We start from the raw sequence: 25081 nt of genomic DNA on the forward strand, positions 1-25081 counted from the left end.
GTAGGGCGTGTGAATGCGCTCACCAGGGCGGTAATCTGGTCGCGACCGACACGCCATGCATGGGGCGTTTCGGGCATTGGTGCCTGTAGGACGCTGACCTGGGCGGCGCATTCAAACGGGCGCTGAAGCCCCGTTTTCATTGGCCCTGACCAAAAAACCACCCCATGCCGTGCAGGACGCTTAACAGCCGTCTGGCGGTAAGGATTTTTACCGCGCAGCGGATCACGCTATGCTGTCGGGGTAAATGCCGGATGCTGGCCTTTTGGATTAACCCGCAGCCTCCCCGCCACGCCCTAACGCCTCCTTTATTCAGAGTCATCATGAATCCACGGACACTCAATCCTTCCATTTCTTCTTTGCTGGCCTTCGAAGCGTCTGCTCGACATGGCAGTTTCACCCGCGCCGCCGAAGAACTCAGCCTGTCGCAAAGTGCAGTTAGCCGACAAGTTCAGTCATTGGAAGAACTTCTGGGTGTTTTGCTCTTTGACAGAATCGGTCGGCACATTACGCTGACCGAAGTTGGCCGAATTTATTCTGTGGAAGTTGCCGGGGCACTGGCTCGAATTCGCGACGCAACCATGCAGGCCCTTGCCTACCGAAGTGGCGGTGGTTCTTTGCACTTGGGTGTATTGCCGACATTCGGCACCAAGTGGCTGCTGCCGCGCATGAGTGACTTTTACGCCAAGCACCCGGAAATCCTGGTTCACATCCACTCGCGGGCGAGCACCGTAGACTTCACCACCACCGGCCTTGATGCCGCGATTTGCGTGGGTGAAGGGGTCTGGCACCATGTGGTTTCGCACAAGCTGTTTGATGAAGAACTGGTGCCGCTGGTGGGCAGCAGCAATGTCGAGGCGCAGCAATACCAATGTGCCGAAGACTTGCGCACGGCGCAGCTTCTGCAAGTGGCCCCGCGCCCGCACCTGTGGCTTGAGTGGTTCAAGATGCAGAATTGCCAGCCCGGCCGGTTGCGACTGGGCCCGCAATTCGAACTCACCACTCACCTGATCCAGGCCGTGTCTTCTGGCATCGGCGTCGGGCTATTGCCGCGTTTTCTGGTCAAGGATGAGCTGGCCAACGACACCCTGCGCATCCCGTTCGACTCCATCTCCCCGACCGGAACGGCCTACTACCTGCTCATCCCGCCGCACAAAGCCAACCACCGGCCCATCGCCGTGTTCAAGGACTGGTTGATGGGGCAGTTGTAAGGCACCCAGCTCTAGCGGGCCGCGCGTTCGCCGGAGCCTAACCCTTAGGGCTTGCGCGGCTTGGCCCTTGCCGTCGCTTCGGCCACCAAAGGGTCATCTGGCCAGTAATGTTTGGGGTAACGCCCTTTCAGGTCCTTTTTCACCTCGGCATAGGTGCTGCGCCAGAAGTTGGCCAGGTCTTGGGTGACTTGCACCGGACGTCGTGCAGGCGACAGCAGGTGCAGTTTGACCACTTGCCGACCGCCCGCGATGCGCGGGGTGTCGGCCAGGCCGAACAGTTCTTGCAGGCGCACCGCCAAAATCGGCGGCTGCTCGCTGTAGTCCAGGCGCACCGACGAACCCGATGGCACTTTGATGTGCTGCGGCGCCAGTTCGTCCAGACGCTGGGGCAGCGGCCATTTGAGCAAGTTATGCACAATGCTGGACAAGTCCAGGTTGGCGAAATGGCTCAGCCGCGACACCCGTCCCAAGTACGGCCCCAGCCATTCTTCAAGCCCGGCCAACAACGCCGTATCGCCCACGTCCGGCCATTCGCTTTGGCCTTGGCTGCTCACATCGAGCTGACGCAACAACGCCACACGGGCTTGCCATTGCCGCAGTTCAGGCGTCCAGGGCAGCAGTTCCAACCCCTTGCGCCGCACCAGATTGACCAGCGCCTGAGTGCGCGCCATTTCATCCAGGCCGGTCAGGGCCTCACGACTCAATACCAGCTCACCGACTTTTCGCTGACGTTCGGCGCGCAATACCCCTTCGCGCTCGTCCCAATCCAGTTGGTCCACGACGCTGACGTGTTCACTGAGCACACCGTCCAGCAGCCCTGGATCAAATTCGGCAGCCAAATAGATACGTTCTTCGCGCTGGCCCTGACGACTGCCCAAATCGGCGATGACCAGCCACGGCTGTTTCATCAAGCCGTCGACTTCACTGAACAGCGCCGCCCGGCCATTGGCCAGCCGGTACTCAGCGCCGCCGGGCTTGCGCTGTTGCGCGATACGGTCGGGATAAGCCAGCGCCAGCAAGGCGCCCAGCCAACGCGGGTGATCGGGATCAGCGACCGCTTGGGTCGGTTTGCCGCGCAAGTAGCCCTGGTATTGCCGGGCCAGTTGTTTGGCGCGCTGCACCCCGCCCTGCCCGCCTCGCACCGCGCGACTTTCACCGGACAGCAAGGCCAGACGGCTGTGCACATCGGCACCGGCACCGCGCAAGATATCGCGCTCGCCCAATAGCGCGGCCACGTCGCAGGCCATCGCCGCCAAGCCCAGTTCATGCCCGCGCAACAACAAATGCGCGATGCGCGGGTGGGCCGGAAGTTCGGCCATCGCTTCGCCGTGGGACGTCAGCTTTGGCCCACGCAAGGCGCCCAGGCGCTCCAGCAATTGCTGAGCCTGTGCATAACTCGCGGCGGGTGGCACGTCGAGCCATGTCAGTTGCTCAGGGGTGACACCCCAACGCGCCAGTTGCAACGCCAGCCCGGCCAGGTCGGCCTGGAGGATTTCCGCGCTGCCATACGCCGCCAACTGCGCGTGCTGGTCTTCGGACCACAACCGATAACACATCCCCGGCTCCAGTCGCCCGGCACGGCCCGCGCGCTGGGTGGCGCTGGCGCGAGAGATGCGCTGGGTGTCGAGGCGGGTCATGCCGCTGCCCGGATCAAAACGCGGGACCCGCGCCAGACCGGCGTCGATCACCACGCGCACACCGTCGATGGTCAGGCTGGTTTCCGCGATGTTGGTGGCCAGCACCACTTTGCGTGTGCCGCTGGGCGCCGGTTCGATGGCGGCACGCTGCGCAATCAGATCCAGCTCGCCATGCAGCGGGCACAGGGCGATGTCGCTGCGCTGGCCCAGCGCCTCGGCCAGTTGTTGATGGACGCGACGAATCTCGGCCTGACCGGGCAAAAACACCAGTACGCTGCCGGGCTGGTCATGGATCGCCTCGAGCACCGTCTGCACCACCCGCGGCTCAATAAACTCACCCGGCACAAAAGGCCGCCCCCAGCGCATGGTCACCGGGTACATGCGCCCTTCGCTACGCAGCACCGGCGCATCGTCGAGCAAAGTGGCCAACCGCTCGCCTTCGAGGGTGGCTGACATCAACAGAATTTTCAGCGGCTTTTCATCACGAAACAGCTCACGACCATTGAGGCTCAAGGCCAGGGCCAGATCGGCGTCCAGACTGCGCTCGTGAAACTCATCAAAAATCAGCAGGCCGACGCCTTCAAGCGCCGGGTCTTCTTGCAGACGGCGGGTCAAGATGCCTTCGGTGACCACTTCGATGCGGGTAGTGGGGCCGACCTTGCTGTCCAGACGAATGCGATAGCCCACGGTTTCGCCGACTTTTTCACCCAATTCGCTGGCTAACCGCTCGGCCGCTGCCCGCGCAGCCAACCGCCGTGGCTCCAGCATGACAATGCGCTGGCCAGCCAGCCAGGGTTCATTCAACAGGGCCAGCGGCACACGGGTGGTTTTACCGGCGCCGGGCGGTGCTTCGAGCACCGCTTCGTGGCGCTCACGCAAGGCTTGACGCAGTGCAGGTAAAACTTCATCAATCGGCAAAGAAATCATGGTGGCTCCAAAACAGAGCGGCGAGTATAACGGCGAACGGTTTTGCAATAAGCGTGGTCTTAAGGTCTTTACGAACTGAGTTCGAGCGACGGTGGCGGGTTGTAACCAGGCAGTGCCAGCCTGTTTGCTGCCCCGCATGGCCGAGCGCGGATACAGTTCGTACAGAGCCTAACCCTTCAGCGTCTTCGAGGTTTTAATATGCGTAGATTTTCGCGGGTCATTGGCGGTGTCGTGGTTGCGGCGCTGCTCACTCAACTGACCGCCTGCGGCAGTATTTTCTTTCCAGATCGGCGCGGACAGATCGATGGCCGGATCGACCCGATGATCGCCGTGCTGGACGGGCTCGGGGTGCTGTTTTATGTGATTCCGGGCTTGATTGCTTTTGGTGTCGACTTTGCGACCGGAGCGATCTATTTGCCGCCGGGTAAAACCGCCCAGATCGAACCCGAAAAGCTGCGCGAAGCCGTTGGCGCCGACGGTAAAGTCGACAACAGCAAGCTGCAGGCGATTCTGGAAAGCGAACTGGGCCGTAGCTTCCCGCTGAACGATCCGCGTCTGATTCAGCACAAGGGCAGCACCCAGCAATTGGCCATGTATGGCTTGAAACCCGCAGTCTGATTAAGGAAGGCCCATGTCCAGCAGCCCGGAACACGCTCGCCTGTTACGCCTGGCCACCCGCGCCTCGGTGGCCGTGGCCAGTATTTTGATCATTACCAAAGCCATCGCCTGGTGGCTCAGTGGTTCGATCAGCATGCTTGCCGGGCTTACGGACTCATTGCTCGATGGCGTGACCTCTTTCCTCAACCTGCTGGCGGTGCATTACGCGTTGCGCCCGGCCGATGACGACCACCGTTATGGGCATGGCAAGGCGGAGTCATTGGCCGGTATGGCGCAGGCGCTGTTTATCGGCGTGAGCGCGGTGCTGATTGCCTTTCAGGCGTTCGACCGACTCAAACACCCCGAGCCGGTCAGTGCAGCCTGGCTCAGCATTGGTGTGATCGTGTTCTCGCTGGTGATGACGGTGGGGCTGCTGATCCTGCAACACCGCGTCATCAAGGCCACGGGCTCCAACGCCGTGCGCGCTGATTCGCTGCATTACCGCTCTGACCTGATGCTCAATGGCAGCATTTTAGTCGCACTGGTTTTCGCGGCGGTTGGTTTCCCGCAACTGGATGCGTGGTTTGGTCTGGGGATTGCGGTGTACATCCTCTGGAGCGCCTTTCAGATCGCCCGCGAGAGTTTTTCGGTGCTGATGGACGAAGAGTTGCCCACCGATGTCAGCGAAAACATGTTGGCGTTGGCCTGCGCTGTTCCGGGCGTACTGGGCGCGCACGACTTGCGCACGCGAATCTCGGGCAGCGTCTGGTTTGTGCAACTGCACCTCGAACTGCCGGGCCAGCTCAGCCTGCTGCAAGCGCACACACTGAGCGACCAAGTGGCCGCAGCGATTGAGAGCGCTTACCCGCGAGCCGAAGTGCTGGTGCATGCGGATCCTGTTGGATCAGCCGCAAGCTGAAAATTAGAAGCCGCTACAAGCTGCAAGCTCGAAGCCTTAGGGATGGCCCCTTGCTTGGGGCTTGCAGCTTGCCGTTGCCTCAATACGTCACCTGGTACCCCCGGCTGTTCAAGCAGTTGCCTTCCGCCTGCCGGTAGGTCTGCACCACGGACTGTGCGGGCGCATAGGCGGCGTGGGCGGGGTCGAAATGGCTCTGGTCCACAGCCCAGCGGTAGCAGTCATAACGATCCTGGTTGATCTGCGCCGGGGTCTGACCATTCATCGGATACGCTACCACGTCATAACCATTGCTCACTGGCTGCGGGGCGGGCTGCACAATCGTCACGGGCGGCTCGACCACGATGTAGTCCTGTGTTGCCGGTTGGTAGGTGTAGTAAGCGCCAGCGGCCACGAAGAACAACGAGTTGCCCACCCACACTTCACGCGCATAGTTCGGAATGACCGTTACACGAATCCCGTAGGGCGGCTGCACCACCACGTAACGAGGACCTTGCGGGCGATACCAGTAGCCCGCGGAAAAGAAGAAGTTTTGCCCGTGATAAGGCACTTGGTGGTATTCACCCTGGAACCGATCAATCACATAGCCGGGACGGTATTGCGGGCCTGGGCCCCAGCCATTGCCATGCCCGTCCGGGCGACCGGCCCAGCGCACGTCGTTGGGGTGGAAGTTATTACCGCCTGGTCTGGCGTTTTGGCCACCGGCCTGCCAGTTCTGATTGCCGCCACGGTTTGGCACCTGGGTTTGCTGCACGGCGTTAGGGCGCGGCTGAATCGGCAGGTTGCTGCCCGGTGGCACAGGATGAGGTTGCCCTGGCCGCACTTCAAAATGTTCTTGCAAGGCTGGGTTGGCGGGCGGGGCTTTCACCTCGGGATGAAACTGAATACCCGGCGCTGGCCGATTTTCAGGGTGCGGTTGAACGGCCTGGGGTGGCCGGTTCTCAGGAGGCCTGCTCTCGGGCGGGCGGTTTTCAGGGCGTTGCGGACCGCCTTCCGGTCGCGCCTGAGCGCGCTCCTCATGCGGCTGGTTGCCGCCCTCTTGACGATGCTGCTCTCCATTAGGCCGAGTTTCTTGAGAGTTTCCATCCCCTCGCTCATCAGCCAGTACTTGACCGGTGATACTCGCACAGAGCAAGCCCACCGCGGCCAGACGCCAGATGCGCGACTTCATGTTGTTCCTCACTAGGGTTAGGGGCGCGTACTCATAAGACTGGAAAACCGCAAAGCGGTTCTGCGTAAGGTGTGGGGGGGCGTACTTTATTTTTGCGCGCAATAAAAAAGGGCGACCCGTCGGTCGCCCTTTGAATTTTTCTGTCCTGGCTCAACACTTGTGGTGTTGGCTCACCTCGCTCCGTCTGCTGGACAGTGCGTAGCCCGGGGGCCGGGGCAACCCTGTTGGGTTGGCGGCCGCGGCAGGCCTGATTCGGCGGGCCGCAGTGGACTCTATGTCCGGGCAGTGATTCTGGTGTAAAGCATAGGCCTGGGGCGGCGACACAGGATTGCTAAGATTGCTGAATAAAATAGGACTTGCGCAATTTTTGCCTTCAGATGGATACTTTGCCGCAATAGTTATGACAAAGGGTGTCTTCGTGAGCAAACTGGACCGGTACGACCTAAGCATTTTGGCGGAATTACAGCGTGATGCGCGCATCTCTAACCAGGAATTGGCCGAACGTATCGGGCTGTCACCTTCGCCGTGCTCACGACGGGTCAAGCAGTTGGAGGATGACGGCTATATCTCGCGCCAGGTCGCTTTGCTCGATCGCAAGCTGCTGGGTTTGACCCTGACCGCCTACGTACTGATCGGCATGGACCGTCACACACCCGAGCGTTTTGAGAACTTTGAAGCCGCGATCCGCAACCTGCCGCAAGTGCTGGAGTGCAGCCTGGTGACCGGCATAGACGCTGACTACCAACTCAAAGTGGTCGTGCCGGACATGGATCACTATCAAAAACTGCTGCTGGGCCATCTGACCCGCATTGATGGCGTGACCAGCGTACGTTCAAGTTTTGTGCTGAACCAGGTGCTCAACAGCACTGAGTTACCGTTGACGCATTTGCGTACGTGATCAACACCCGGACCGCCGGAGCCCGCAATGGACCCTGCTGTATTTGAAGAATGGATGATGACGATACTGGTCAGCGTGCTGATCCTGTTTATGGGCTTTATCGTCTGGGATCTGGCGAAAAAGTCCAAGGCCGGGCGCTTTGGTTCGATGATTCTGTTTTTTGTACTCGGCCTTGGGGTCGCCGCGTTTGTCATCAAAAGCGTGGTGATCGGCCTGATCGAATCTGGCGCGTTATAACCGCGCCGGCACTTCCTTGTAGTGCCCCTGCTCCAGCCCATCGAGTGTCCAGTCGCCGATGCGGACCCGCACCAGACGCAATGTCGGCAACCCCACCGCCGCTGTCATGCGCCGCACCTGGCGGTTACGCCCTTCGCGAATCACCAGTTCCAGCCAGGCCGTCGGGACGCTTTTGCGAAACCGCACTGGCGGGTTGCGCGGCCACAGTTCAGGCTCTTCGAGCGCCCGCGCTTGGGCGGGCAGAGTCTTGCCGTCATTGAGTAGCACGCCGTCACGCAACTGCTGCAATTGCTCCTGCGTCGGCTCGCCCTCCACTTGCACCCAATAGGTTTTCGGCAATTTGTGCTTGGGGTCGGCAATCTTGGCTTGTAGCTGGCCGTCATTGGTCAGCAACAGCAAGCCTTCGCTGTCACGGTCCAGACGCCCGGCCGGGTAGATGCCCGGAATGGGGATAAAGTCCTTGAGGGTCGCGCGCCCGCCTTCGTCGCTGAACTGGGTCAGGACATCAAACGGTTTGTTGAACAGAAACAGTTTGGGCTCAGACGGCGGTGCCTTGGCCACACGGCGATTGGCGGCATGGGGGCTGGTGCTTTTAGGCGCCGGACGGCGTGGGGCGGGACGAGCAGGACGGGACATGACAAAAAGAACATCTAGCGATCAGGGCTGCTCATGCTAGTGCCCTGATCGCTAAATGACCACTTGAATCAACGGAATGGCGGTTCGTCGAAGCTGCGCAGTTTGCGCGAGTGCAGCGAGTTGAGCTGGCTGCGCATCAGGTCGACGGCGGCGATGCCGATCTTCAGGTGCTGACTGACCGCACGTTCATAAAACGCGTTGGCCGAGCCCGGCAGTTTGATTTCGCTGTGCAAGGGTTTGTCCGAGACGCACAGCAAGGTGCCGTATGGCACACGCAAACGGTAGCCTTGCGCTGCGATGGTGCCGCTTTCCATGTCTACTGCCACGGCGCGGGACAGGTTGATCAGCGGCCGTTCCTGAGCCCAGCGCAACTCCCAGTTACGGTCGTCGTAGGTCAGCACGGTACCGGTGCGCAGGCGTTTTTTCAGCTCATCGCCGCGCTCGCCCGTGACTTGAGCGGCCGCTTCCTGCAGCGCCAATTGCACTTCAGCCAACGCCGGGATCGGGATATTAGGCGGTACAACTCTGTCCAGAATCCCGTCACGACGCATATAGGCGTGAGCCAGCACGTAGTCGCCAATGGTCTGCGATTGGCGCAGGCCGCCGCAGTGGCCGATCATCAACCAGCAATGCGGACGCAGCACGGCCAAGTGGTCCGTGATGTTTTTGGCGTTGGACGGGCCGACCCCGATGTTTACCAGGGTGATGCCATGACCGTCGTTGGCCTGCAGGTGATAGGCGGGCATTTGGTAGCGGTGCCACACCACGCTGGCGGCAATGGCCTGGGCTTCGCCGTAGTCCATGGACTTTTCGATGATCACGTTGCCGGGCATGACCATGCGCACAAAGCGCGGGTCGTCCCGCAGTTGCTCAAGGCCATGGAGGATGAACTGGTCGACATAGCGATGGTAGTTGGTCAGCAGAATCCACGGCTGCACATGGCGCCAGTCGCTGCCGGTGTAGTGCACCAGGCGGCGCAGCGAGAAGTCGACACGGGCTGCGTCAAACAGCGCGAGGGGCAACGGGTCGGTGTTTTCCCAGTCGTACAGACCGTCGGCGATGCCGTCGGTGGCCGCCGACAGGTCGGTACTCGGGAACACACGCGCCAGGGCAGCCGCGGTGACGCCGGAGCCGGCGAGTTCGTCGCCCTGCTCAACCACGTAGGGGTACGGAATGTCCTGTTGGCTGACACCGACCTCAACCACCACGGTGAAGTCACGCATCAACGGCACTAACTGCTCCAGCAGGTAATGACGGAAGGCGGCAGGATGGGTGACGGTAACGCTGTAGGTGCCGGGCAATTGCACCTTGGCATAGGCGCGGGTGGTGGTCGGGACTTCGCCATTGATGCGGTAGGTCAGGCGCAGTTCCGGGTAGCGAAACAGGGCACGCTCTTGCGAGGTCGGCTCGATCCGGTCCTTCAGGTAGCGCTTGAGTGCCTGGCTCAGCGCCGTGGTTGCGCGTTCATGCAGGGCCGCCAGGCGGTCGACAGCCTCGGCAGCGGTTGAAACGACAATAAAAGCTTCGGTCACAATAAGCATCCTGTCTTCTGAACTGGCAGGCCTTTATCTTGCCTGTATCAATCGTTAATAAGAAGACCGCCATACAACCTGTAAGAGCTTGCCTCGCGATCTTTTAAAAGATCGCGAGGCAAGCTCGCTCCTACAGTGGATGGTTGGTGTACGGGGTTGAGCGCTCGACGATGGCGGCGACGTTCAGGCCGCGCGGCAGGTTGCCGTAGGCGCGGCCACTGCCCTGTAGTCGACTGGCAATAAAGGCGTCGCTGACGTCGCTGTTACCGGCTTCCAAAAGCAGTTTGGCCTGTAGGCCCAAGGCAATGTCTTCGGTCAGTTGCCGGGCCCGGTATTGAATATCGCCGGTGTCTTTGAACGCCTGTTTCAAGCGTTCAATGTGCTGCGCCAAGCGCGCGTCGCCATGGCCGTCGCCCAATTCGGCGAACAACGCGTCCAGCACGCCCGGCTCTTTGGACAGAGCGCGCAAGACATCCAGGCATTGCACATTGCCGGAGCCTTCCCAGGTTGAGTTGACGGGCGCTTCGCGGTAAAGACGCGGCAGGATGCTGTCTTCCACATACCCCGCGCCGCCCATGCACTCCGCGGCCTCGTTGATCATGGCCGGGGCGCGTTTGCAGATCCAGTACTTGCCCACGGCGGTGACCAGCCGCGAGAAAAGGGCCTCTTGCGAGTCTTCCAGATGGTCCAGCGCGCGCCCCATGCGCAGGCTCAAGGCCAGCGCGGCCTCGCTCTCCAGCGCCAGGTCAGCCAGGACGTTTTGCATCAAGGGTTGTTCGTCCAACACCCGGCCGCCCACCCTCCGGTGCGCACAATGATGGCTGGCCTGGGTCAGCGCCTGGCGCATCAATGCGCTGGAGCCGACCATGCAGTCAAAGCGGGTCATGGCGACCATCTCGATGATGGTGGGCACGCCGCGCCCTTCTTCGCCGATCATCCAGGCCAACGCCCCACGGAACTCGACTTCGCTGGAAGCGTTAGAGCTGTTGCCCAGTTTGTTCTTCAAACGCTGGATATAGAACTCGTTGCGGGTGCCGTCCGGGCGGTGGCGCGGCAAGAGAAAGCAGGTCAGGCCTTTGTCGGTTTGCGCCAAGGTCAGGAAGCCATCGCACATTGGCGCCGAGCAAAACCACTTGTGCCCCAGCAACTCATAAGCCTGCCCCGGCCCGCTGGCACCCACCGGGTAAGCCCGGGTGGTATTGGCGCGTACGTCGGTGCCACCCTGCTTTTCTGTCATCGCCATACCCAGGGTGACCCCAGCCTTTTGGCTGATGTCGACGTTACGCGGATCGTATTCAGTGGCCAGCACTTTGGGCAACCAGATCTGGGCAATGTCTGGCTGCAAGCGCAGGGCGGGTACGCTGGCGAAGGTCATGGTCAACGGGCAGCCGCTGCCCGCTTCGGCCTGGCTGTGCAGGTAGGTCATGGAGGCGCGAGCCACGTGGGCGCCCGGTTGCGGGTCGGTCCAGGGCAAGGACGGCAAGCCATGTTCAATCGCGGTACGCATCAGTTCGTGGTACGCGGGGTGAAACTCCACCAGATCGATCCGATGGCCAAAGCGGTCATGGCTGACAAACACCGGTTTGTTTTCGTTGGCCAGAAAACCCGCTGCCATCAACGGCCCACCGGCCAGCGCCCCGTACTGATCAATCCGCGCTTGCGCCCAACCTGCGCCGAAATGCTGGCTCCAGTGCTGCAGGGGCAGGTCAATGCGGTACAGATTGGCGCCATCCAGAGATGGCGGTTGATTAGTAACCTGGTGGGTCTCGGCGTATTGATGCAGGTTCATGGTGCGGGCTCCTCGGATCAATCCAATGACCCAGTGAAGCACGCACAGCCACCATCACAAGGGGCATAAGCGCCTAAACTCCGGCGCTTTTGCCCTCGCTTGCCTGGAGCAGACGCCGTGCAAGCGCCTGCTGCACGTCTTCCAGGCTCAACGGCCTGATCAGATAATCGGTGATTGCGTCGACCTGCCCGCGCGCCGCCTGGGCCTCTGCGTCGGACCCAAAGACCGCCAACACCGGCAATTGCAAGCATTCGGCCAAGGTCAGCAGTTGAGCCTCTTTTGAGGTGCCGGTGATCAGCGCCAGCGGGCACCCCAACAACACGGCATCGACGCGCTCACGGCGTAATAGCTCGATGGCGGCATGGCCTGACTCCACGCATTGCACGTGATAGCCCAGCGTGAGCAACATCCCGCGCAGGTCCACTGCTCCGACCCGGCTGTCTTTGACCAGCAACAGGTGGCACTCGGCAGGGCTTGCTTTCAAGTTCAAGGACGGGCTCTGCACGGGCTGCGACAAAGCCTCAAGCTCCAGCGATACCTGAAACTGTGACCCTTGCCCCGGCTGCGAATGGTGAGTCAGCTGGCCGCCCATCAACTCCACCAAACGCCGACAAATCGCCAGGCCAATACCCAGGCCGCCATAATTGCGGGTCATTGAGCCATCGACCTGGAAGAAGTGCTGGTACAGCTCGGCCTTTTCCTGATGAACAAAGCCGATGCCGCTGTCGATGACGTTGAATGCCAGCGACCAGCGCGTGTCGGCGGCCGCATTGCCGGTAACGCGCAGAATCACCCCGCCTGCACAGGTAAACTTGATGGCGTTATCCAGCAAACACTCCAGGCACTGGCGAATCTTCGCTTCGTCCCCGCTCCATTGATCGGGTAGCCCGTGGGCAATGTCATACGAAAACGTCAGGCCCTTGCTCCGCGCCTGTGGCCCGAATTGAGCACTCAAGCCCTTGAGCAACTCACTCAAGCTAAAAGGTTGCTGCTCGGCCGTAAGGCGCCCGGCTTGCAGCTCGGTCAGCGACAGAATGCCGTTGACCATGCCCATCATTTCCCGGGCTGAACCTTCGGCAGTGTGCGTGTAAAGCGCAAGCTCGGGGCTCATGTCCAAGGTTTTGATCAACTCCAGCGAACCGATAACGCCGTTCATCGGCGTGCGCAGTTCGTGGGTGACCGTCGACAGAAATTCGTCCTTGAGCTGGTTGGTGCGGGCCAGTTGCTGGTTCATCGCCGCCAGTTTGTGCCCGGTGTCCTGCAAGGTGCGCGCATGCAGATCGCGCATCGCGTTGATCCGGTCCGCCAGCGCCAGCGACAGCAGGCAGCCCTCGACTGCCGAGCCGATCTGGCTGGCGTACATGGTCAGGAACACGTTCGGCAAATACCCCAGAACCATCAGCGTGTTGACCAGGCCTCCGAGCAAAAAGGCCGACCAGGCGATCACAAAATAGCGCGCCACCCTTAAGCCGCGCGCCCAGGCCAGCACACCCGAAACAAAGATGACAACGATAAACGCCAGGGCCAGCCCCGTCGCCAGGCGCAGGGCCAGCGCATAACTGGTGACCAGCGACAACACCATGACCAGCGCGCCAACGCCCATCAGCAACATCAGCGTACGGTCCAGCCAACGGCTGTGGGAGCGGGTCTGTAGAAAGGAGCGCGCAAACTGGCAGCCAAACAGCGCCGCCGAGCCGATCAAAAACGGCACCGCCGCGTTGGCCCACCACGGGTTGTTGGGCCAGAAGTACTGCACCGCCGCGCCATTGACCGCAAGCTGGTACAGGCCAAACGAGGCCATATAGACGATGTAATACAGGTAACTGGTGTCGCGCACGCTGATGAAGATGAACAGGTTGTACACCAGCATCCCCAGCAGCACGCCGTAAATCAGGCCCAGCACATAAATACGGTTGGGCTGGTCTTCGAGATAGGTCTGCGCGGACCACAACGTGAGCGGCGCTTGAATCGAGCCTTCGCTGGCCAGGCGCAGGTACACGGTCTGGCTTTGCCCAGGGCTGAAATTAAGCTCGAACAGGTAGTTGTTTTCTTTGATTTGCCGGTTGCCAAAGGGCAATGCATCGCCCGTGCGCTCGGCAAGACGGAAGTTGCCCTGCTCGTCGGCCAGATACAGGTCAATGTTGTCCAGCGGGGGATACGCCAGTTCCAGCAACCAGCTACGGGGTAGCTTGGGGTCTTTGGGCAGATAGCGCAGATCAATTTTCAGCCAGAAGGCCGAGCGCGAATAACCGGCGTTCAGCGTGTCTTTGTTGTGGGGTTTGAACAGGCCATCGTTGGCGAGGACATCATTGAGCGTCGCCTTGCCCCCGGTATCTTCAAAGACCTGCATGACCCGGCCCAGTGGCAGGCTCTGTGTGGATTCATCGAAGTCGACTGCGCCGACCAGCATCGGTAGCCAGCCCAGCAACATCATCAGCAAATAGCGCATACAGCCCCAGCGTGGTCCGCCCGGTAACGTGCAAAATCTCCCATTCCGTTTGAGACCGCGTCGACCGTCATACCTGTTAGTAATGTGGCGCGTACTCTAGCATAGCCGGGGCTTGGAGGCCGCATGGCCATCACACAATTCACGTGGGAGCAAAGCGCCGCAAAAAAGCGTTTGGTGTTAAGCTCGCGCACCATGAATATCTACAGCTCTCGCCCCGTTGTCCTCTGTCTCTCCGGCCATGACCCCAGTGGGGGTGCCGGCTTGCAGGCAGATATCGAAGCCCTGCTGGCTCAAGGTTGTCACGCCGCCCCCGTGGTCACCGCCCTGACTGTGCAGAACACCGTGAATGTCAGCGACTTCCGCGTGCTGGATCGAGAGTGGGTGCTGGCGCAAGCCAACGCCGTACTCAGCGACTCCACGGTCGCGGCGGTCAAGCTGGGCATGCTCGGCTCACTGGAGATGGTCGACACCGTTGTCGAACTGCTTCAAGCCAACCCGCATCTGCCGATGGTCTGCGACCCGGTACTGCGCGCGGGCGGTGGCGGACGACTGGGTAAAGACGAAGTGGGCTACGCCATGCGCGAGCGCTTGCTGCCACTGGCCACCATTGCCACCCCCAACCTGCCCGAAGCCCGCATTCTGGCCGAACTGCCCGAAGGCAGCGCCGATGAATGCGCCGAAAAACTCCTGCCATTTTGCAAACACCTGCTCATCACCGGCGGACACGGCGATGAACACGAAGTCCATAACCGCCTGTACAGCCGCGACGGTAGCCGTCACACCTTCACTTGCTATCGCCTGCCGGGCAGTTATCACGGCTCGGGCTGCACTCTGGCCAGCACCCTGGCGGGGCGTTTGGCCATTGGCGAGCATCTGGTGAGTGCGGTCGAGACGGCGCTCAACTACACGTGGCGCACCTTGCGTGATGCCGAGCAACTGGGCCAGGGCCAATATGTGCCCCGCCGTTTACCCCTGGACTTCTGTTCGTAACCAAGAGGCTCGACCCATGAAGCTGCGTGGTCTTTACGCAATCACTGATAGCCAACTGCTGGCCGGCAAAATGCTGAAGTATGTCGAGGCGGCGCTGGATGGCGGCCTGACACTCTTGCAATATCGCGACAAGAGCAACGATGAGGCGCTGCGCCTGCGTGAAGCCCAAGCACTCAAGCAATTGTGCGATCGCTACAAGGCGCATTTGATCATCAACGATGACGCCGAACTGGCCGCACGGCTGGGTGTGGGTGTGCATCTGGGCCAGACCGATGGCCCGTTGACGCCTGCGCGCTCCTTGCTGGGCCCCAAGGCAATTATCGGTTCAACCTGTCACGACCGGATCGAACTGGCCGAACAGGCAGCCCAAGAAGGCGCAACCTATGTTGCCTTCGGTCGCTTTTTCACCTCAAGCACCAAGCCTGGCGCCGCCCCGGCAGCCCCGGATGTCATCAATCAGGCACGTGCCCGGCTGAGCCTGCCGATTTGCGTGATTGGCGGCATCACTCTGGACAACGCCGCCCCACTGGTGGAACGCGGCGCGGATCTGCTGGCCGTGGTCCACGGCCTGTTTGGCGCCGAGAGCACTCAGGAAGTGACCCGCCGCGCCCGCGCGTTCAACGCCTTGCTGTCTATTTAAATACCGAATACTGATTCAGAGAGAGCCCATCATGTCTCGTTCCGAAACGCTGTTTGCCAATGCCCAAAAACATATTCCCGGCGGCGTGAACTCGCCTGTTCGTGCATTCAAGAGCGTTGGCGGCACGCCTTTGTTCTTCAAACATGCCGAAGGTGCCTACGTCACTGACGAAGACGACAAGCGTTACGTGGATTACGTGGGTTCGTGGGGCCCGATGATTCTGGGCCACAGCCACCCGGACGTTCTGAACGCTGTGCGTGCACAGTTGGAACACGGCCTGTCGTACGGTGCACCCACTGCCATGGAAACCGAGATGGCCGATCTGGTGTGCTCGATTGTGCCGTCCATGGAAATGGTCCGCATGGTCAGCTCCGGCACCGAAGCCACCATGAGCGCCATCCGCCTGGCGCGGGGCTTCACCGGCCGCGACAACATTCTCAAGTTTGAAGGCTGCTACCACGGCCACTCTGACAGCCTGCTGGTCAAGGCCGGCTCCGGCGCCCTGACACAAGGCGTACCAAGCTCGGGCGGCGTACCAGCCGACTTCGCCAAACACACCCTGACCACCACGTTCAACGACATCGACGCCGTCGAAAAACTGCTGACTGAAGTGGGCGACACGGTGGCGTGCATCATCGTCGAGCCGGTGGCGGGCAACATGAACTGCGTACCGCCTGCGCCGGGTTTCCTGGAAGGCCTGCGCAGCCTGTGCGACAAGCATGGCATCGTGCTGATTTTTGACGAAGTGATGACCGGTTTCCGGGTTGCACTGGGTGGCGCCCAGGCCTATTACGGAGTAACGCCCGACCTGAGCACCTTCGGCAAAATCATCGGTGGCGGCATGCCAGTAGGCTGCTTTGGTGGCAAACGCGAAATCATGCAGCACATCGCTCCGCTGGGCCCTGTGTATCAGGCAGGCACGCTGTCGGGTAACCCGCTGGCGATGGCCGCGGGCCTGACGACCCTGCGCCTGATCAGCCGCGCGGGCTTCCACGACGAATTGACCGATTACACCACGCGCCTGCTCGAAGGCCTGCAACAACGTGCGGACGCGGCGGGCATTCCCTTCGTGACCACCCAGGCCGGTGCCATGTTCGGTCTGTACTTCAGCGAAGCCGATGACATCGTGACCTTCGACGACGTGATGGCCAGCGATGCCGATCGCTTCAAGCGCTTCTTCCACTTGATGCTGGAAAGCGGCGTATACCTGGCACCTAGCGCCTTTGAAGCCGGCTTCACCTCGATTGCCCACGGCGACGCCGAACTGCAACTGACCCTGGATGCGGCCGAGCGCGCATTTGCTGCGTTGAAGTAACTGACACCTTGCAGGAGCAAGCTCGTCTCGCGATTTTTTAAAGATCAAATGATCGCGAGACGAGCTCGCTCCTGCAGGGGGTTATGCTCTTTTTATGCGCGTAAGGGGCTAATCATTTATGCCACCTGTCCAAAATCGTCTTAAATCAATCGATATGGCGGTCAGGCAGCAGAAAAACGAGTAAAGACTTTGTAAGGTTGCCTCCGCTTATTTCATAATGCGCGCCTACTCATCCCTTGGTCGGGTATGCCCGCCTTTCAGAGGTACGTCGATTCCCATGAACCGCACCGGCCGCGCCCTTGCACTGGGCTGCCTGTTGCTCCTTCAACCGTTGCTTGCCCAGGCAGGCGGCAACTCGCTGTTGATTCCAGCGATGGGTCGTTGCACCCTCAATACGCAGCCAGAAGACCTCAAAGAAGCTCTGGCAGCCTGTGTTGAGGCGGCAAAAACCGGGGATGCAGAAGCTCAATACGAGCTGGGTGAGTTCTATTACGACGGTAAAAACGCTCCGCAAGACCTCAATCAAGCCCTGAGCTATTTCGAACAAGCGTCGCTGCAAGGCCACGCCATGGCGCAGTTCCAGCTGGGCACCATGTTTTTCAAGGGTGAAGGCGTACCGGCCAATAACATTCAGGCGTACATCGTGCTGAAAATGGCCGCGGTCAACGGCGCCGAAGATGCGCTCGACACCGCCGACCTGGTTGCCGAGCAAATGCCCCGCGAGCAACTCGAGACAGCCACCCAGATTCTGGGGCAGATCTTCCGCAAGTACCTGCTCGAACTGCAATCAGCCGACGGTCGCTCGCCGTTCTCACCGCTGCCTTGACGTCAAGGTGCCGAACTATTTGTCCGGCATCGGAAACGGAAACGGCATCACGTTGCTCATGCCATTCGCTTCGCTGATTTTCGGGGTTCCCAAACGTTCGACCTCATCGATGCGCACAATCGAGTGCATCGGCACGAAGCTGCGCACTACCCCTTCAAACTGAGCCTTGAGCTTCTCTTCGCTTGGGTCGACGACAATTTGCGTGCGCTCTCCGAAGACAAATTCCTCAACTTCCAGAAAGCCCCACAGATCACTTTGATAGATCTGCTTGGCGTACATTTCGAACACCTGGCCCTGATTGAGGAAAATCACCTTGTAGATTGGAGCTTCGCGTTTGGTCATGGTGGGCGGGTAGACATCTGTGGATATAAAAGAGGGCGCGAACTATAGCATAGCCACCAGACGCGCAGCGCTAGGAACCGGCGACCATGCCCCCTATAATGCGCGGTTCTTTGAACCACTTGATGAACACCCATGGCCAAGAAGCTTTACATCGAAACCCACGGTTGCCAGATGAATGAGTACGACAGCTCGCGCATGGTCGATCTGCTGGGTGAACATCAGGCCCTGGAAGTCACAGCGCGCGCCGAAGACGCTGATGTCATCCTGCTTAACACCTGCTCGATCCGTGAACGTGCCCAAGACCGCGTGTACTCGCAACTGGGCCGCTGGCGCGAACTGAAACTGGCCAACCCCGAGATGGTGATTGCCGTCGGCGGTTGCGTTGCCAGCCAGGAAGGCGCCGCCATCCGCGACCGCGCCCCTTATGTTGACGTGGTGTTCGGCCCGCAAACCCTGCACCGCCTGCCTGAAATGATCGACGCGGCGCGCATCACCAAGCTGCCGCAGGTTGACGTGTCGTTCCCCGAGATCGAGAAATTCGACCACCTGCCAGAGCCGCGCATCGACGGCCCCAGCGCCTATGTGTCGGTGATGGAGGGGTGCAGCAAGTACTGCACGTTCTGCGTGGTGCCTTACACCCGCGGTGAAGAAGTCAGCCGCCCGTTCGACGACGTGCTCACAGAAGTGCTCCACCTGGCCGAAAACGGCGTGCGCGAAGTGACCTTGCTGGGCCAGAACGTGAACGGCTATCGCGGCCTGACCGAAGACGGCCGCCTGGCCGACCTCGCCGAGCTGATCCGCGTAGTTGCCGCCGTCGACGGTATCGACCGTATTCGCTACACCACCTCGCACCCGCTGGAGTTCTCGGACAGCCTGATCCAGGCCCACGCCGAAGTCCCAGAGCTGGTCAAACACCTGCATTTGCCGGTGCAGTCGGGTTCGGACCGCATTCTGTCGGCCATGAAGCGCAACCACACCGCGCTGGAGTACAAATCCAAGCTGCGCAAATTGCGCGCGGCGGTGCCGGGCATCTGCATCAGTTCGGACTTTATCGTCGGCTTCCCCGGTGAAACCGAGAAGGACTTCGAGCAAACCATGAAGCTGATCGAAGACGTCGGGTTCGACTTCTCGTATTCCTTTGTGTACAGCCAGCGTCCTGGCACGCCTGCCGCCGACCTGGTTGACGAGACACCAGAGGAGCGCAAAAAAGAGCGTCTGAACGCGCTGCAACACCGCCTGAACCAGCAAGGTTTTGAGATCAGCCGCCAAATGGTCGGCTCCACTCAGCGGATTCTGGTCACCGACTACTCGAAAAAAGACCCGGGCGAACTGCAAGGCCGCACCGAAAACAACCGTATTGTTAACTTCCGTTGCGACAACCCGCAGTTGATCGGGCAGTTTGCCGATGTTCACATCGATGCCGCCCAGCCGCATTCCCTGAGGGGTTCGCTGCTGAACTAACGCGGGCTTCTGCAGGCGCCAGCTTGTCTCGCGATCTTTTGATCGTTTAAAAGATCGCGAGACAAGCTCGCGCCTACAGAGGGTCAATCATTTATCGCGGCCCTTTCGCGCGTGACCTGCTAGCGTTATCCTTCAACTCATCTCAATTGCCTTAGGGCGGCTAAAAACGACCTTGAACGCACCCATCGAACCACATCGTTTTCTCCTCGAGCCTTTTGAGGCTCGCCGCTTCGCCAATCTGTGCGGACAATTCGACGAGCATTTGCGCTTGATCGAACAACGTCTGGGCATCGAAATCCGCAATCGCGGCAATCAATTCGAAATGATCGGCGACCCCAAACTGACTGCCTCTGCAGAAAACCTGCTGCGCCGCCTGTACCGCGAAACCAAGGCCACCGAGCTGTCGCCGGACATGGTGCATCTGTTCCTGCAAGAATCTGCCGCCTCGGATGACCTGGCCAACACCCCGGTGGCCGAAGCGAGCGTTTCGCTGCGCACCAAAAAGGGCATGATTCGCCCCCGCGGCATCAACCAGCAGCGCTACGTCAAAGAAATCCTCGGCAACGACATTAACTTCGGCATCGGCCCAGCCGGTACAGGTAAAACCTACCTGGCCGTGGCCTGTGCAGTTGACGCCCTGGAGCGCGAGCAGATCCGCCGCATCCTGCTGGTGCGTCCCGCCGTTGAAGCGGGCGAGAAGCTCGGCTTCCTGCCGGGTGACCTGTCGCAAAAGATCGACCCATATCTGCGCCCGCTGTACGACGCGCTGTACGAGATGCTGGGCTTTGAATACGTGGCCAAGCTGATTGAACGCCAGATCATTGAAGTGGCACCGCTGGCTTACATGCGCGGTCGCACACTCAATAACAGCTTCATCATCCTCGACGAAAGCCAGAACACCACGGTTGAGCAGATGAAGATGTTCCTGACCCGTATCGGCTTCGGCTCAACAGCCGTGATCACCGGCGATATCACCCAGATCGACCTGCCAAAAGGCACCAAGTCGGGGCTGAGCCATGTGATCGAGGTGCTCAAGGACGTGCCGGGCATCAGCTTTACTCACTTCTTGTCCAAGGACGTGGTCCGCCACCCGTTGGTGCAACGTATCGTTGAAGCCTACGGGCGCTACGAGCAGGAAGCCGCCGACAAGCTGGCCGCCCTGCCCGCCGCCAAGGACTACCGCCACGATGCTTGAGCTTGACCTGCAACGGGCGACCGACGCCGCAGCACCCAGCGACGCCCAGTTCCGTCAATGGTGCGAACTGGCGTTGCGCCAGCGCACGGCCGACTCGGAAATGACCATTCGTCTGGTCGACGAAACCGAAGGCCGTGAGCTCAATCACACTTGGCGCCATAAAGACTACGCCACCAACGTACTGTCTTTTCCGGCGGAAGTCCCTGACGAATTTCTCGATATCCCGCTACTGGGTGACCTGGTGATCTGTGTGTCTGTGGTCGAGCGCGAAGCCGCCGAACAAGGCAAGGCACTGGAAGCGCACTGGGCTCATCTGGTGATTCATGGCTGCTTGCATCTTCTGGGCTACGACCATATAGACGACGAAGAAGCCGAAGAGATGGAAGCGCTGGAACGAACGTTGCTTGCTGAACTGGGTCACCCTGACCCCTATGCAGACGACGAAACTGATTAACAACCACTGAAACAACCAAGGGATACGAGTAAATCGCTATGAGCGAAGACCGATCGAGCAACGGGCAAAAGTCATGGTTGGGTAAGCTGACCCAGGCCTTTGCCCATGAGCCGAAAAACCGCCAGGAGCTGCTTGAGCTGCTGCGCGAAGCACATCAGAACAAACTGTTGGACAGCGAAGCGCTGGCCATCGTCGAAGGCGCCATCCAGGTGGCTGACCTGCAAGTTCGGGACATCATGGTCCCGCGCTCGCAGATGATCAGCATCAAGGCGACCCAGACACCCCGCGAATTTCTCCCGGCGATCATCGACGCGGCGCACTCGCGCTACCCGGTGATCGGCGAAAGCCACGATGACGTCCTCGGCGTCCTGCTGGCCAAAGACCTCTTGCCGCTGATCCTTCAAGAGAACGGCGACAAGTTCAACATCAAGGATCTGCTGCGCCCAGCGACCTTCGTCCCTGAGTCCAAGCGCCTGAACGTGTTGTTGCGTGAATTCCGTGCCAACCATAACCACATGGCCATCGTCATTGACGAATACGGCGGCGTGGCCGGTCTGGTGACGATTGAAGACGTTCTGGAACAGATCGTCGGCGACATCGAAGATGAGCACGATGTCGAAGAAGACAGCTACATCAAGCCGCTGCCCAGCGGTGACTTCCTGATCAAGGCCCTGACGCCCATCGAGAACTTCAACGAGTTCTTTGACAGCGACTTCTCCGACGATGAGTTCGACACCGTAGGCGGGCTGGTCATGAGTGCGTTCGGGCACTTGCCAAAACGTAATGAAATCACTGAAATCGGCCCTTACCGCTTCCGCATCCTCAATGCTGACAGCCGCCGGATTCACTTGATCCGCTTAACGCCCATTGCCCGCTAAACCCTGACGCGAAGGATTGAAATGCGCTGGATAACCGCCCCCGGCTGGCCCGGTAACTTGCTGGCTGTGGTGGCCGGCGCACTGACAACCCTGGCGTTGGCACCGTTCGATATCTGGCCTCTGGCGCTGGTTGCCCTGGCCCTGTTCTATCTGGGGCTGCGCGACTTGTCCCCCAAACAGGCGCTGGGCCGTGGCTGGTGCTACGGCTTTGGTTTGTTTGGCGCAGGCACCAGCTGGATCTACTACAGCATTCATCATTTCGGCGGCGCGTCAGTTCTGCTGGCCGGCTTTCTCATGCTGCTGTTCACCGCGGCCATTGCCTGGTTCTTTGCCCTGCCCGCCTGGCTGTGGGCGCGCTGGATCCGCCGCAATGAAGCGCCGCTGGCCGACACGTTGGCGTTCGCTGCGCTATGGGTAGCCCAAGAAGCTTTTCGCGGCTGGTTCCTGACGGGCTTCCCGTGGCTTTATTCGGGTTACAGCCAGCTTGACGGCCCCCTGGCCGGGCTCGCCCCACTGGGCGGCATGTGGCTGATTTCGTTCACCCTGGCGCTCACCGCAGCACTGCTGTGCAACCTGCCGCGCCTGATCAAGACCCAGCGCAAAGCCTTTATCGGTGCTGCCGTGGTGCTGCTGGTCGGGCCCTGGTGCCTGGGCGCTGCGCTCAAGCATCACGCCTGGACCAGCCCGTCGGGTGATCCGCTGAGCGTGGCGGCCATGCAGGGTAACGTCGCACAAAGCATGAAATGGGACCCGGCAGAGCTCAATGCACAACTGGCGCTGTACCGTGACATGACCTTCAGCTCCAAGCGCGCCGACCTGATTGTATGGCCCGAAACGGCCATTCCAGTGCTCAAGGAGAACGCCGAAGGTTACTTGACGATGATGAGCCGGTTTGCCGCTGACCGGAAATCTGCGCTGATCACCGGCGTACCGATCCGCCAGGAAGTGCGCCACGAATCGCGTTACTTCAACGGCATTACCGCCGTGGGTGAAGGCGATGGCGTCTACCTGAAGCAAAAACTGGTGCCGTTTGGTGAGTACGTGCCGTTACAGGATGTACTGCGCGGCCTGATCGCATTTTTTGATTTGCCGATGTCGGACTTTGCCCGCGGACCTGCCGATCAACCGATGCTGCAGGCCAAGGGTTATCAGATTGCTCCACTGATTTGCTACGAAGTGGTGTACCCGGATTTCGTCGCTGGCCTGGCCGCGCAAAGCGATATCTTGCTGACAATCAGCAACGACACCTGGTTCGGCACCTCGATCGGCCCGCTGCAACATTTACAGATGGCGCAGATGCGTGCCCTCGAAGCGGGCCGCTGGATGATCCGCGCGACCAACAACGGCGTCACTGCGCTGATCAACCCATATGGGCAAATCACCACGCAAATCCCTCAGTTCGAGCGCGGGATCCTGTACGGAGACGTGGTGCCGATGCACGAGCTGACGCCGTATCTGCAATGGCGTTCCTGGCCGCTGGCTATTCTGTGCGCCCTGCTGATTGGCTGGGCCCTGATGACCAGCCGCATCGCCAAGACGGTGTAAACCACAAAAGCCCCCTCCTGTAGGAGCGAGCTTGCCTCGCGATCTTTTGATCTTTAAAAAGATCGCGAGGCACACTTAGCGATAAAACAACGGGTAGGCAATCTGCCCCACGGCTTCGTTGAGCAGTAACCCCGACTGCCAGACAGACTTGTACTCCGGCATCCAGCCACCCAGCGGCCGCGCATTGTCGGCACTCAAAAACCCGACAGGCGCAGGTACCACCTCGAACCCGGCTTTTTCAAAGCTCCACACCGAGCGCGGCATGTGCCACGCCTGGGTGACCACCACCACGCGCTTGATGCCCTGGGGCAACAAAATGTCAGCGGACATTTGCGCGTTTTCCCACGTGGTACGGCTGCGCTCTTCTTTCCAGCGCACCTCGACTCCCGAGTCATTACGCAATGAATCGGCCATGATCTGCGCCTCACTCGGCGGGGTGCCGAAATGCAGGCCACCGGTGACCAGCACCGGCAGGCCCGAAGCCTTGGCCAGTTGCGCCGCATAACGCTGGCGCTCCAAACCGATTCCCGTGGGCTGATCAGTGCCCCACGCCGGGTCGCCCCTCTCGCGTCCGGAGCCGAGCAGCACAATGGCATCCGCGCGCTCAGACAAACTCGACCACTCACTCGGTGCCAGCGCGGGTTCGCGCTCAATAGCCCGGGCGCTCCATTCCACCATCACCGGCAAGCTCATCAGCCATAGGCCGCCTAGCCCCACGGCAAACAATAACCCCGCCAAACGCGGACGCGAATGCCGTAGCCACCAGGCCAAGAGTAGAAACAGTAAAAGAATGCCGGGCGGCAAAAGCAGTTGTTTAACAAAATATCGAAAAGGCATCGAGCATCTCCCTGAATGCTCGAAGCCTAAGGGGGTTGAAGGGAGGCATCAACAGGGCTGGTTGAAACTTAATCACAGACCCTGCTACCTCAACCTGAAAACATGACGCACTCACTGTGGGCCCGATCTGAATCGTGTACTGGCCTACTTTCCCTTGACCCTGTCTTTGAGCCAGATGACCTTGGCTTTTTGAGGGGGTTGCTGCTCTGTACTGCTGCCTTGCAGGCGCTCATCTGCCTCACGCCCGATCCGGTTTAAATAAACGTTGATCAATTCCAACTCGGCACGACTCAAACCACGCAATTCCAACTCGGCAGGACGTTCGTTTCTCAGTTGCACTGCCGTCTTTGCTGAATCTAGAGCCACACTTAAACGATCAATCAGCCGCTCGAACACCTCCGAATTTATTGCTTTGCACTGCGACTCAACCATCCGTACACCTCATTAAGGAAGTTTCTTCCCCCCACCAACAGCGTAGCTGCGCTGATAAAACCAGCAGGCTGTAGCGACCAACGGAACGATGAGGCAATCAGGGTTTCCCTCGATAGAGTGGGGTCATGTATGCTACGGGACTTCCTGTAACCCCTGCTCCAACCTGACC

23 protein-coding genes are annotated in these 25081 nt (G+C 60.2%); 14 read left to right on the plus strand and 9 right to left on the minus strand.

Annotated elements, in window-relative coordinates; translation table 11 throughout:
• The first annotated feature begins 320 nt into the window (after positions 1 to 320).
• Positions 321 to 1208 (plus strand): LysR substrate-binding domain-containing protein, encoded by an 888-nt coding sequence (locus NTD86_RS12185; RefSeq protein WP_262202500.1) that lies wholly within the window; start codon positions 321 to 323, stop codon positions 1206 to 1208.
• Between the two features lie 44 nt (positions 1209 to 1252).
• Here NTD86_RS12185 and hrpB read toward each other — a convergent pair whose 3' ends face one another.
• Complete coding sequence (gene hrpB, locus NTD86_RS12190; protein WP_262202502.1) at positions 1253 to 3772, minus strand: ATP-dependent helicase HrpB; 2520 nt, start codon at positions 3770 to 3772, stop codon at positions 1253 to 1255.
• 198 nt (positions 3773 to 3970) lie between these two features.
• Between hrpB and NTD86_RS12195 the strand changes: the two genes are divergently transcribed.
• Both NTD86_RS12195 and NTD86_RS12200 read left to right on the plus strand, forming a co-directional pair.
• Entirely contained in the window at positions 3971 to 4390 is a 420-nt protein-coding gene (locus tag NTD86_RS12195) for a polyribonucleotide nucleotidyltransferase (RefSeq protein ID WP_262202504.1), read from the plus strand.
• Positions 4391 to 4403: 13 nt separating this feature from the next.
• A complete protein-coding gene (locus NTD86_RS12200) occupies positions 4404 to 5288 on the plus strand; it encodes a cation diffusion facilitator family transporter (protein WP_262202506.1) in 885 nt (294 codons plus the stop codon).
• A 79-nt stretch (positions 5289 to 5367) separates the two neighbouring features.
• Here the strand turns inward: NTD86_RS12200 and NTD86_RS12205 are convergent, their stop codons facing one another.
• On the minus strand, positions 5368 to 6456 hold the full coding sequence (locus NTD86_RS12205; protein ID WP_262202508.1) for a DUF6515 family protein: 1089 nt from the start codon (positions 6454 to 6456) through the stop codon (positions 5368 to 5370).
• A gap of 400 nt (positions 6457 to 6856) precedes the next feature.
• Between NTD86_RS12205 and NTD86_RS12210 the strand changes: the two genes are divergently transcribed.
• Together NTD86_RS12210 and NTD86_RS12215 are read left to right on the plus strand one after the other, a co-directional pair.
• Entirely contained in the window at positions 6857 to 7354 is a 498-nt protein-coding gene (locus NTD86_RS12210) for an Lrp/AsnC family transcriptional regulator (RefSeq protein ID WP_262202509.1), read from the plus strand.
• A gap of 27 nt (positions 7355 to 7381) precedes the next feature.
• Positions 7382 to 7591 (plus strand): DUF2788 domain-containing protein, encoded by a 210-nt coding sequence (locus tag NTD86_RS12215; protein ID WP_048367598.1) that lies wholly within the window; start codon positions 7382 to 7384, stop codon positions 7589 to 7591.
• Here the strand turns inward: NTD86_RS12215 and NTD86_RS12220 are convergent.
• From NTD86_RS12220 to NTD86_RS12235, 4 genes are all read right to left on the minus strand, one after another.
• Complete coding sequence (locus NTD86_RS12220) at positions 7586 to 8152, minus strand: pseudouridine synthase (RefSeq protein WP_262202731.1); 567 nt, start codon at positions 8150 to 8152, stop codon at positions 7586 to 7588. The two genes, NTD86_RS12215 and NTD86_RS12220, sit on opposite strands and share 6 nt — an antisense overlap.
• A 143-nt stretch (positions 8153 to 8295) precedes the next feature.
• Positions 8296 to 9768 carry an AMP nucleosidase gene (gene amn, locus NTD86_RS12225; RefSeq protein WP_262202511.1) on the minus strand — a complete coding sequence of 491 codons (1473 nt, stop codon included), beginning with the start codon at positions 9766 to 9768 and terminating at the stop codon, positions 8296 to 8298.
• Positions 9769 to 9889: 121 nt separating this feature from the next.
• Positions 9890 to 11548 carry an acyl-CoA dehydrogenase family protein gene (locus tag NTD86_RS12230; RefSeq protein ID WP_262202513.1) on the minus strand — a complete coding sequence of 553 codons (1659 nt, stop codon included), beginning with the start codon at positions 11546 to 11548 and terminating at the stop codon, positions 9890 to 9892.
• A gap of 73 nt (positions 11549 to 11621) precedes the next feature.
• Entirely contained in the window at positions 11622 to 13997 is a 2376-nt protein-coding gene (locus tag NTD86_RS12235; RefSeq protein WP_262202515.1) for a hybrid sensor histidine kinase/response regulator, read from the minus strand.
• A 192-nt stretch (positions 13998 to 14189) separates the two neighbouring features.
• Between NTD86_RS12235 and NTD86_RS12240 the strand changes: the two genes are divergently transcribed.
• The 4 genes from NTD86_RS12240 (at position 14190) to NTD86_RS12255 (ending at position 17768) form a co-directional block, all read left to right on the plus strand.
• Positions 14190 to 14987, plus strand: a complete 798-nt coding sequence (locus NTD86_RS12240) for a hydroxymethylpyrimidine/phosphomethylpyrimidine kinase (protein WP_262202733.1) — start codon at positions 14190 to 14192, stop codon at positions 14985 to 14987.
• Positions 14988 to 15003: 16 nt separating this feature from the next.
• Positions 15004 to 15627: a thiamine phosphate synthase gene (gene thiE / locus NTD86_RS12245; RefSeq protein WP_262202517.1), complete on the plus strand. Its 624-nt coding sequence runs from the start codon at positions 15004 to 15006 to the stop codon at positions 15625 to 15627.
• A gap of 31 nt (positions 15628 to 15658) precedes the next feature.
• Positions 15659 to 16942, plus strand: coding sequence for a glutamate-1-semialdehyde 2,1-aminomutase (hemL, locus tag NTD86_RS12250; protein WP_262202519.1), 1284 nt, complete (start codon positions 15659 to 15661; stop codon positions 16940 to 16942).
• Between the two features lie 277 nt (positions 16943 to 17219).
• Positions 17220 to 17768, plus strand: a complete 549-nt coding sequence (locus tag NTD86_RS12255; RefSeq protein ID WP_048367611.1) for a tetratricopeptide repeat protein — start codon at positions 17220 to 17222, stop codon at positions 17766 to 17768.
• Between the two features lie 15 nt (positions 17769 to 17783).
• Here the strand turns inward: NTD86_RS12255 and NTD86_RS12260 are convergent, their stop codons facing one another.
• Positions 17784 to 18110, minus strand: coding sequence for a DUF1820 family protein (locus NTD86_RS12260; protein WP_048367613.1), 327 nt, complete (start codon positions 18108 to 18110; stop codon positions 17784 to 17786).
• Positions 18111 to 18242: 132 nt separating this feature from the next.
• Between NTD86_RS12260 and miaB the strand changes: the two genes are divergently transcribed.
• From miaB to lnt, 5 genes are all read left to right on the plus strand, one after another.
• A complete protein-coding gene (gene miaB, locus NTD86_RS12265; protein ID WP_262202521.1) occupies positions 18243 to 19571 on the plus strand; it encodes a tRNA (N6-isopentenyl adenosine(37)-C2)-methylthiotransferase MiaB in 1329 nt (442 codons plus the stop codon).
• Positions 19572 to 19743: 172 nt separating this feature from the next.
• Positions 19744 to 20766 (plus strand): PhoH family protein, encoded by a 1023-nt coding sequence (locus NTD86_RS12270; protein WP_262202524.1) that lies wholly within the window; start codon positions 19744 to 19746, stop codon positions 20764 to 20766.
• Positions 20759 to 21220: an rRNA maturation RNase YbeY gene (gene ybeY, locus NTD86_RS12275; protein ID WP_262202526.1), complete on the plus strand. Its 462-nt coding sequence runs from the start codon at positions 20759 to 20761 to the stop codon at positions 21218 to 21220. The genes NTD86_RS12270 and ybeY overlap by 8 nt, the downstream gene beginning before the upstream one ends.
• Before the next feature lie 38 nt (positions 21221 to 21258).
• A complete protein-coding gene (locus NTD86_RS12280) occupies positions 21259 to 22098 on the plus strand; it encodes an HlyC/CorC family transporter (RefSeq protein ID WP_048367621.1) in 840 nt (279 codons plus the stop codon).
• 21 nt (positions 22099 to 22119) lie between these two features.
• Positions 22120 to 23643, plus strand: a complete 1524-nt coding sequence (gene lnt / locus NTD86_RS12285) for an apolipoprotein N-acyltransferase (RefSeq protein WP_262202528.1) — start codon at positions 22120 to 22122, stop codon at positions 23641 to 23643.
• Positions 23644 to 23718: 75 nt separating this feature from the next.
• Here the strand turns inward: lnt and NTD86_RS12290 are convergent, their stop codons facing one another.
• Both NTD86_RS12290 and NTD86_RS12295 read right to left on the minus strand, forming a co-directional pair.
• On the minus strand, positions 23719 to 24480 hold the full coding sequence (locus NTD86_RS12290) for a YdcF family protein (RefSeq protein ID WP_262202530.1): 762 nt from the start codon (positions 24478 to 24480) through the stop codon (positions 23719 to 23721).
• 144 nt (positions 24481 to 24624) lie between these two features.
• On the minus strand, positions 24625 to 24912 hold the full coding sequence (locus tag NTD86_RS12295; protein WP_262202531.1) for a hypothetical protein: 288 nt from the start codon (positions 24910 to 24912) through the stop codon (positions 24625 to 24627).
• Positions 24913 to 25081 lie beyond the last annotated feature (169 nt).

Origin of the sequence: Pseudomonas sp. 7P_10.2_Bac1 (assembly GCF_025465935.1) — a bacterium.
In the GTDB taxonomy this organism is placed as follows: Bacteria; Pseudomonadota; Gammaproteobacteria; order Pseudomonadales; family Pseudomonadaceae; genus Aquipseudomonas.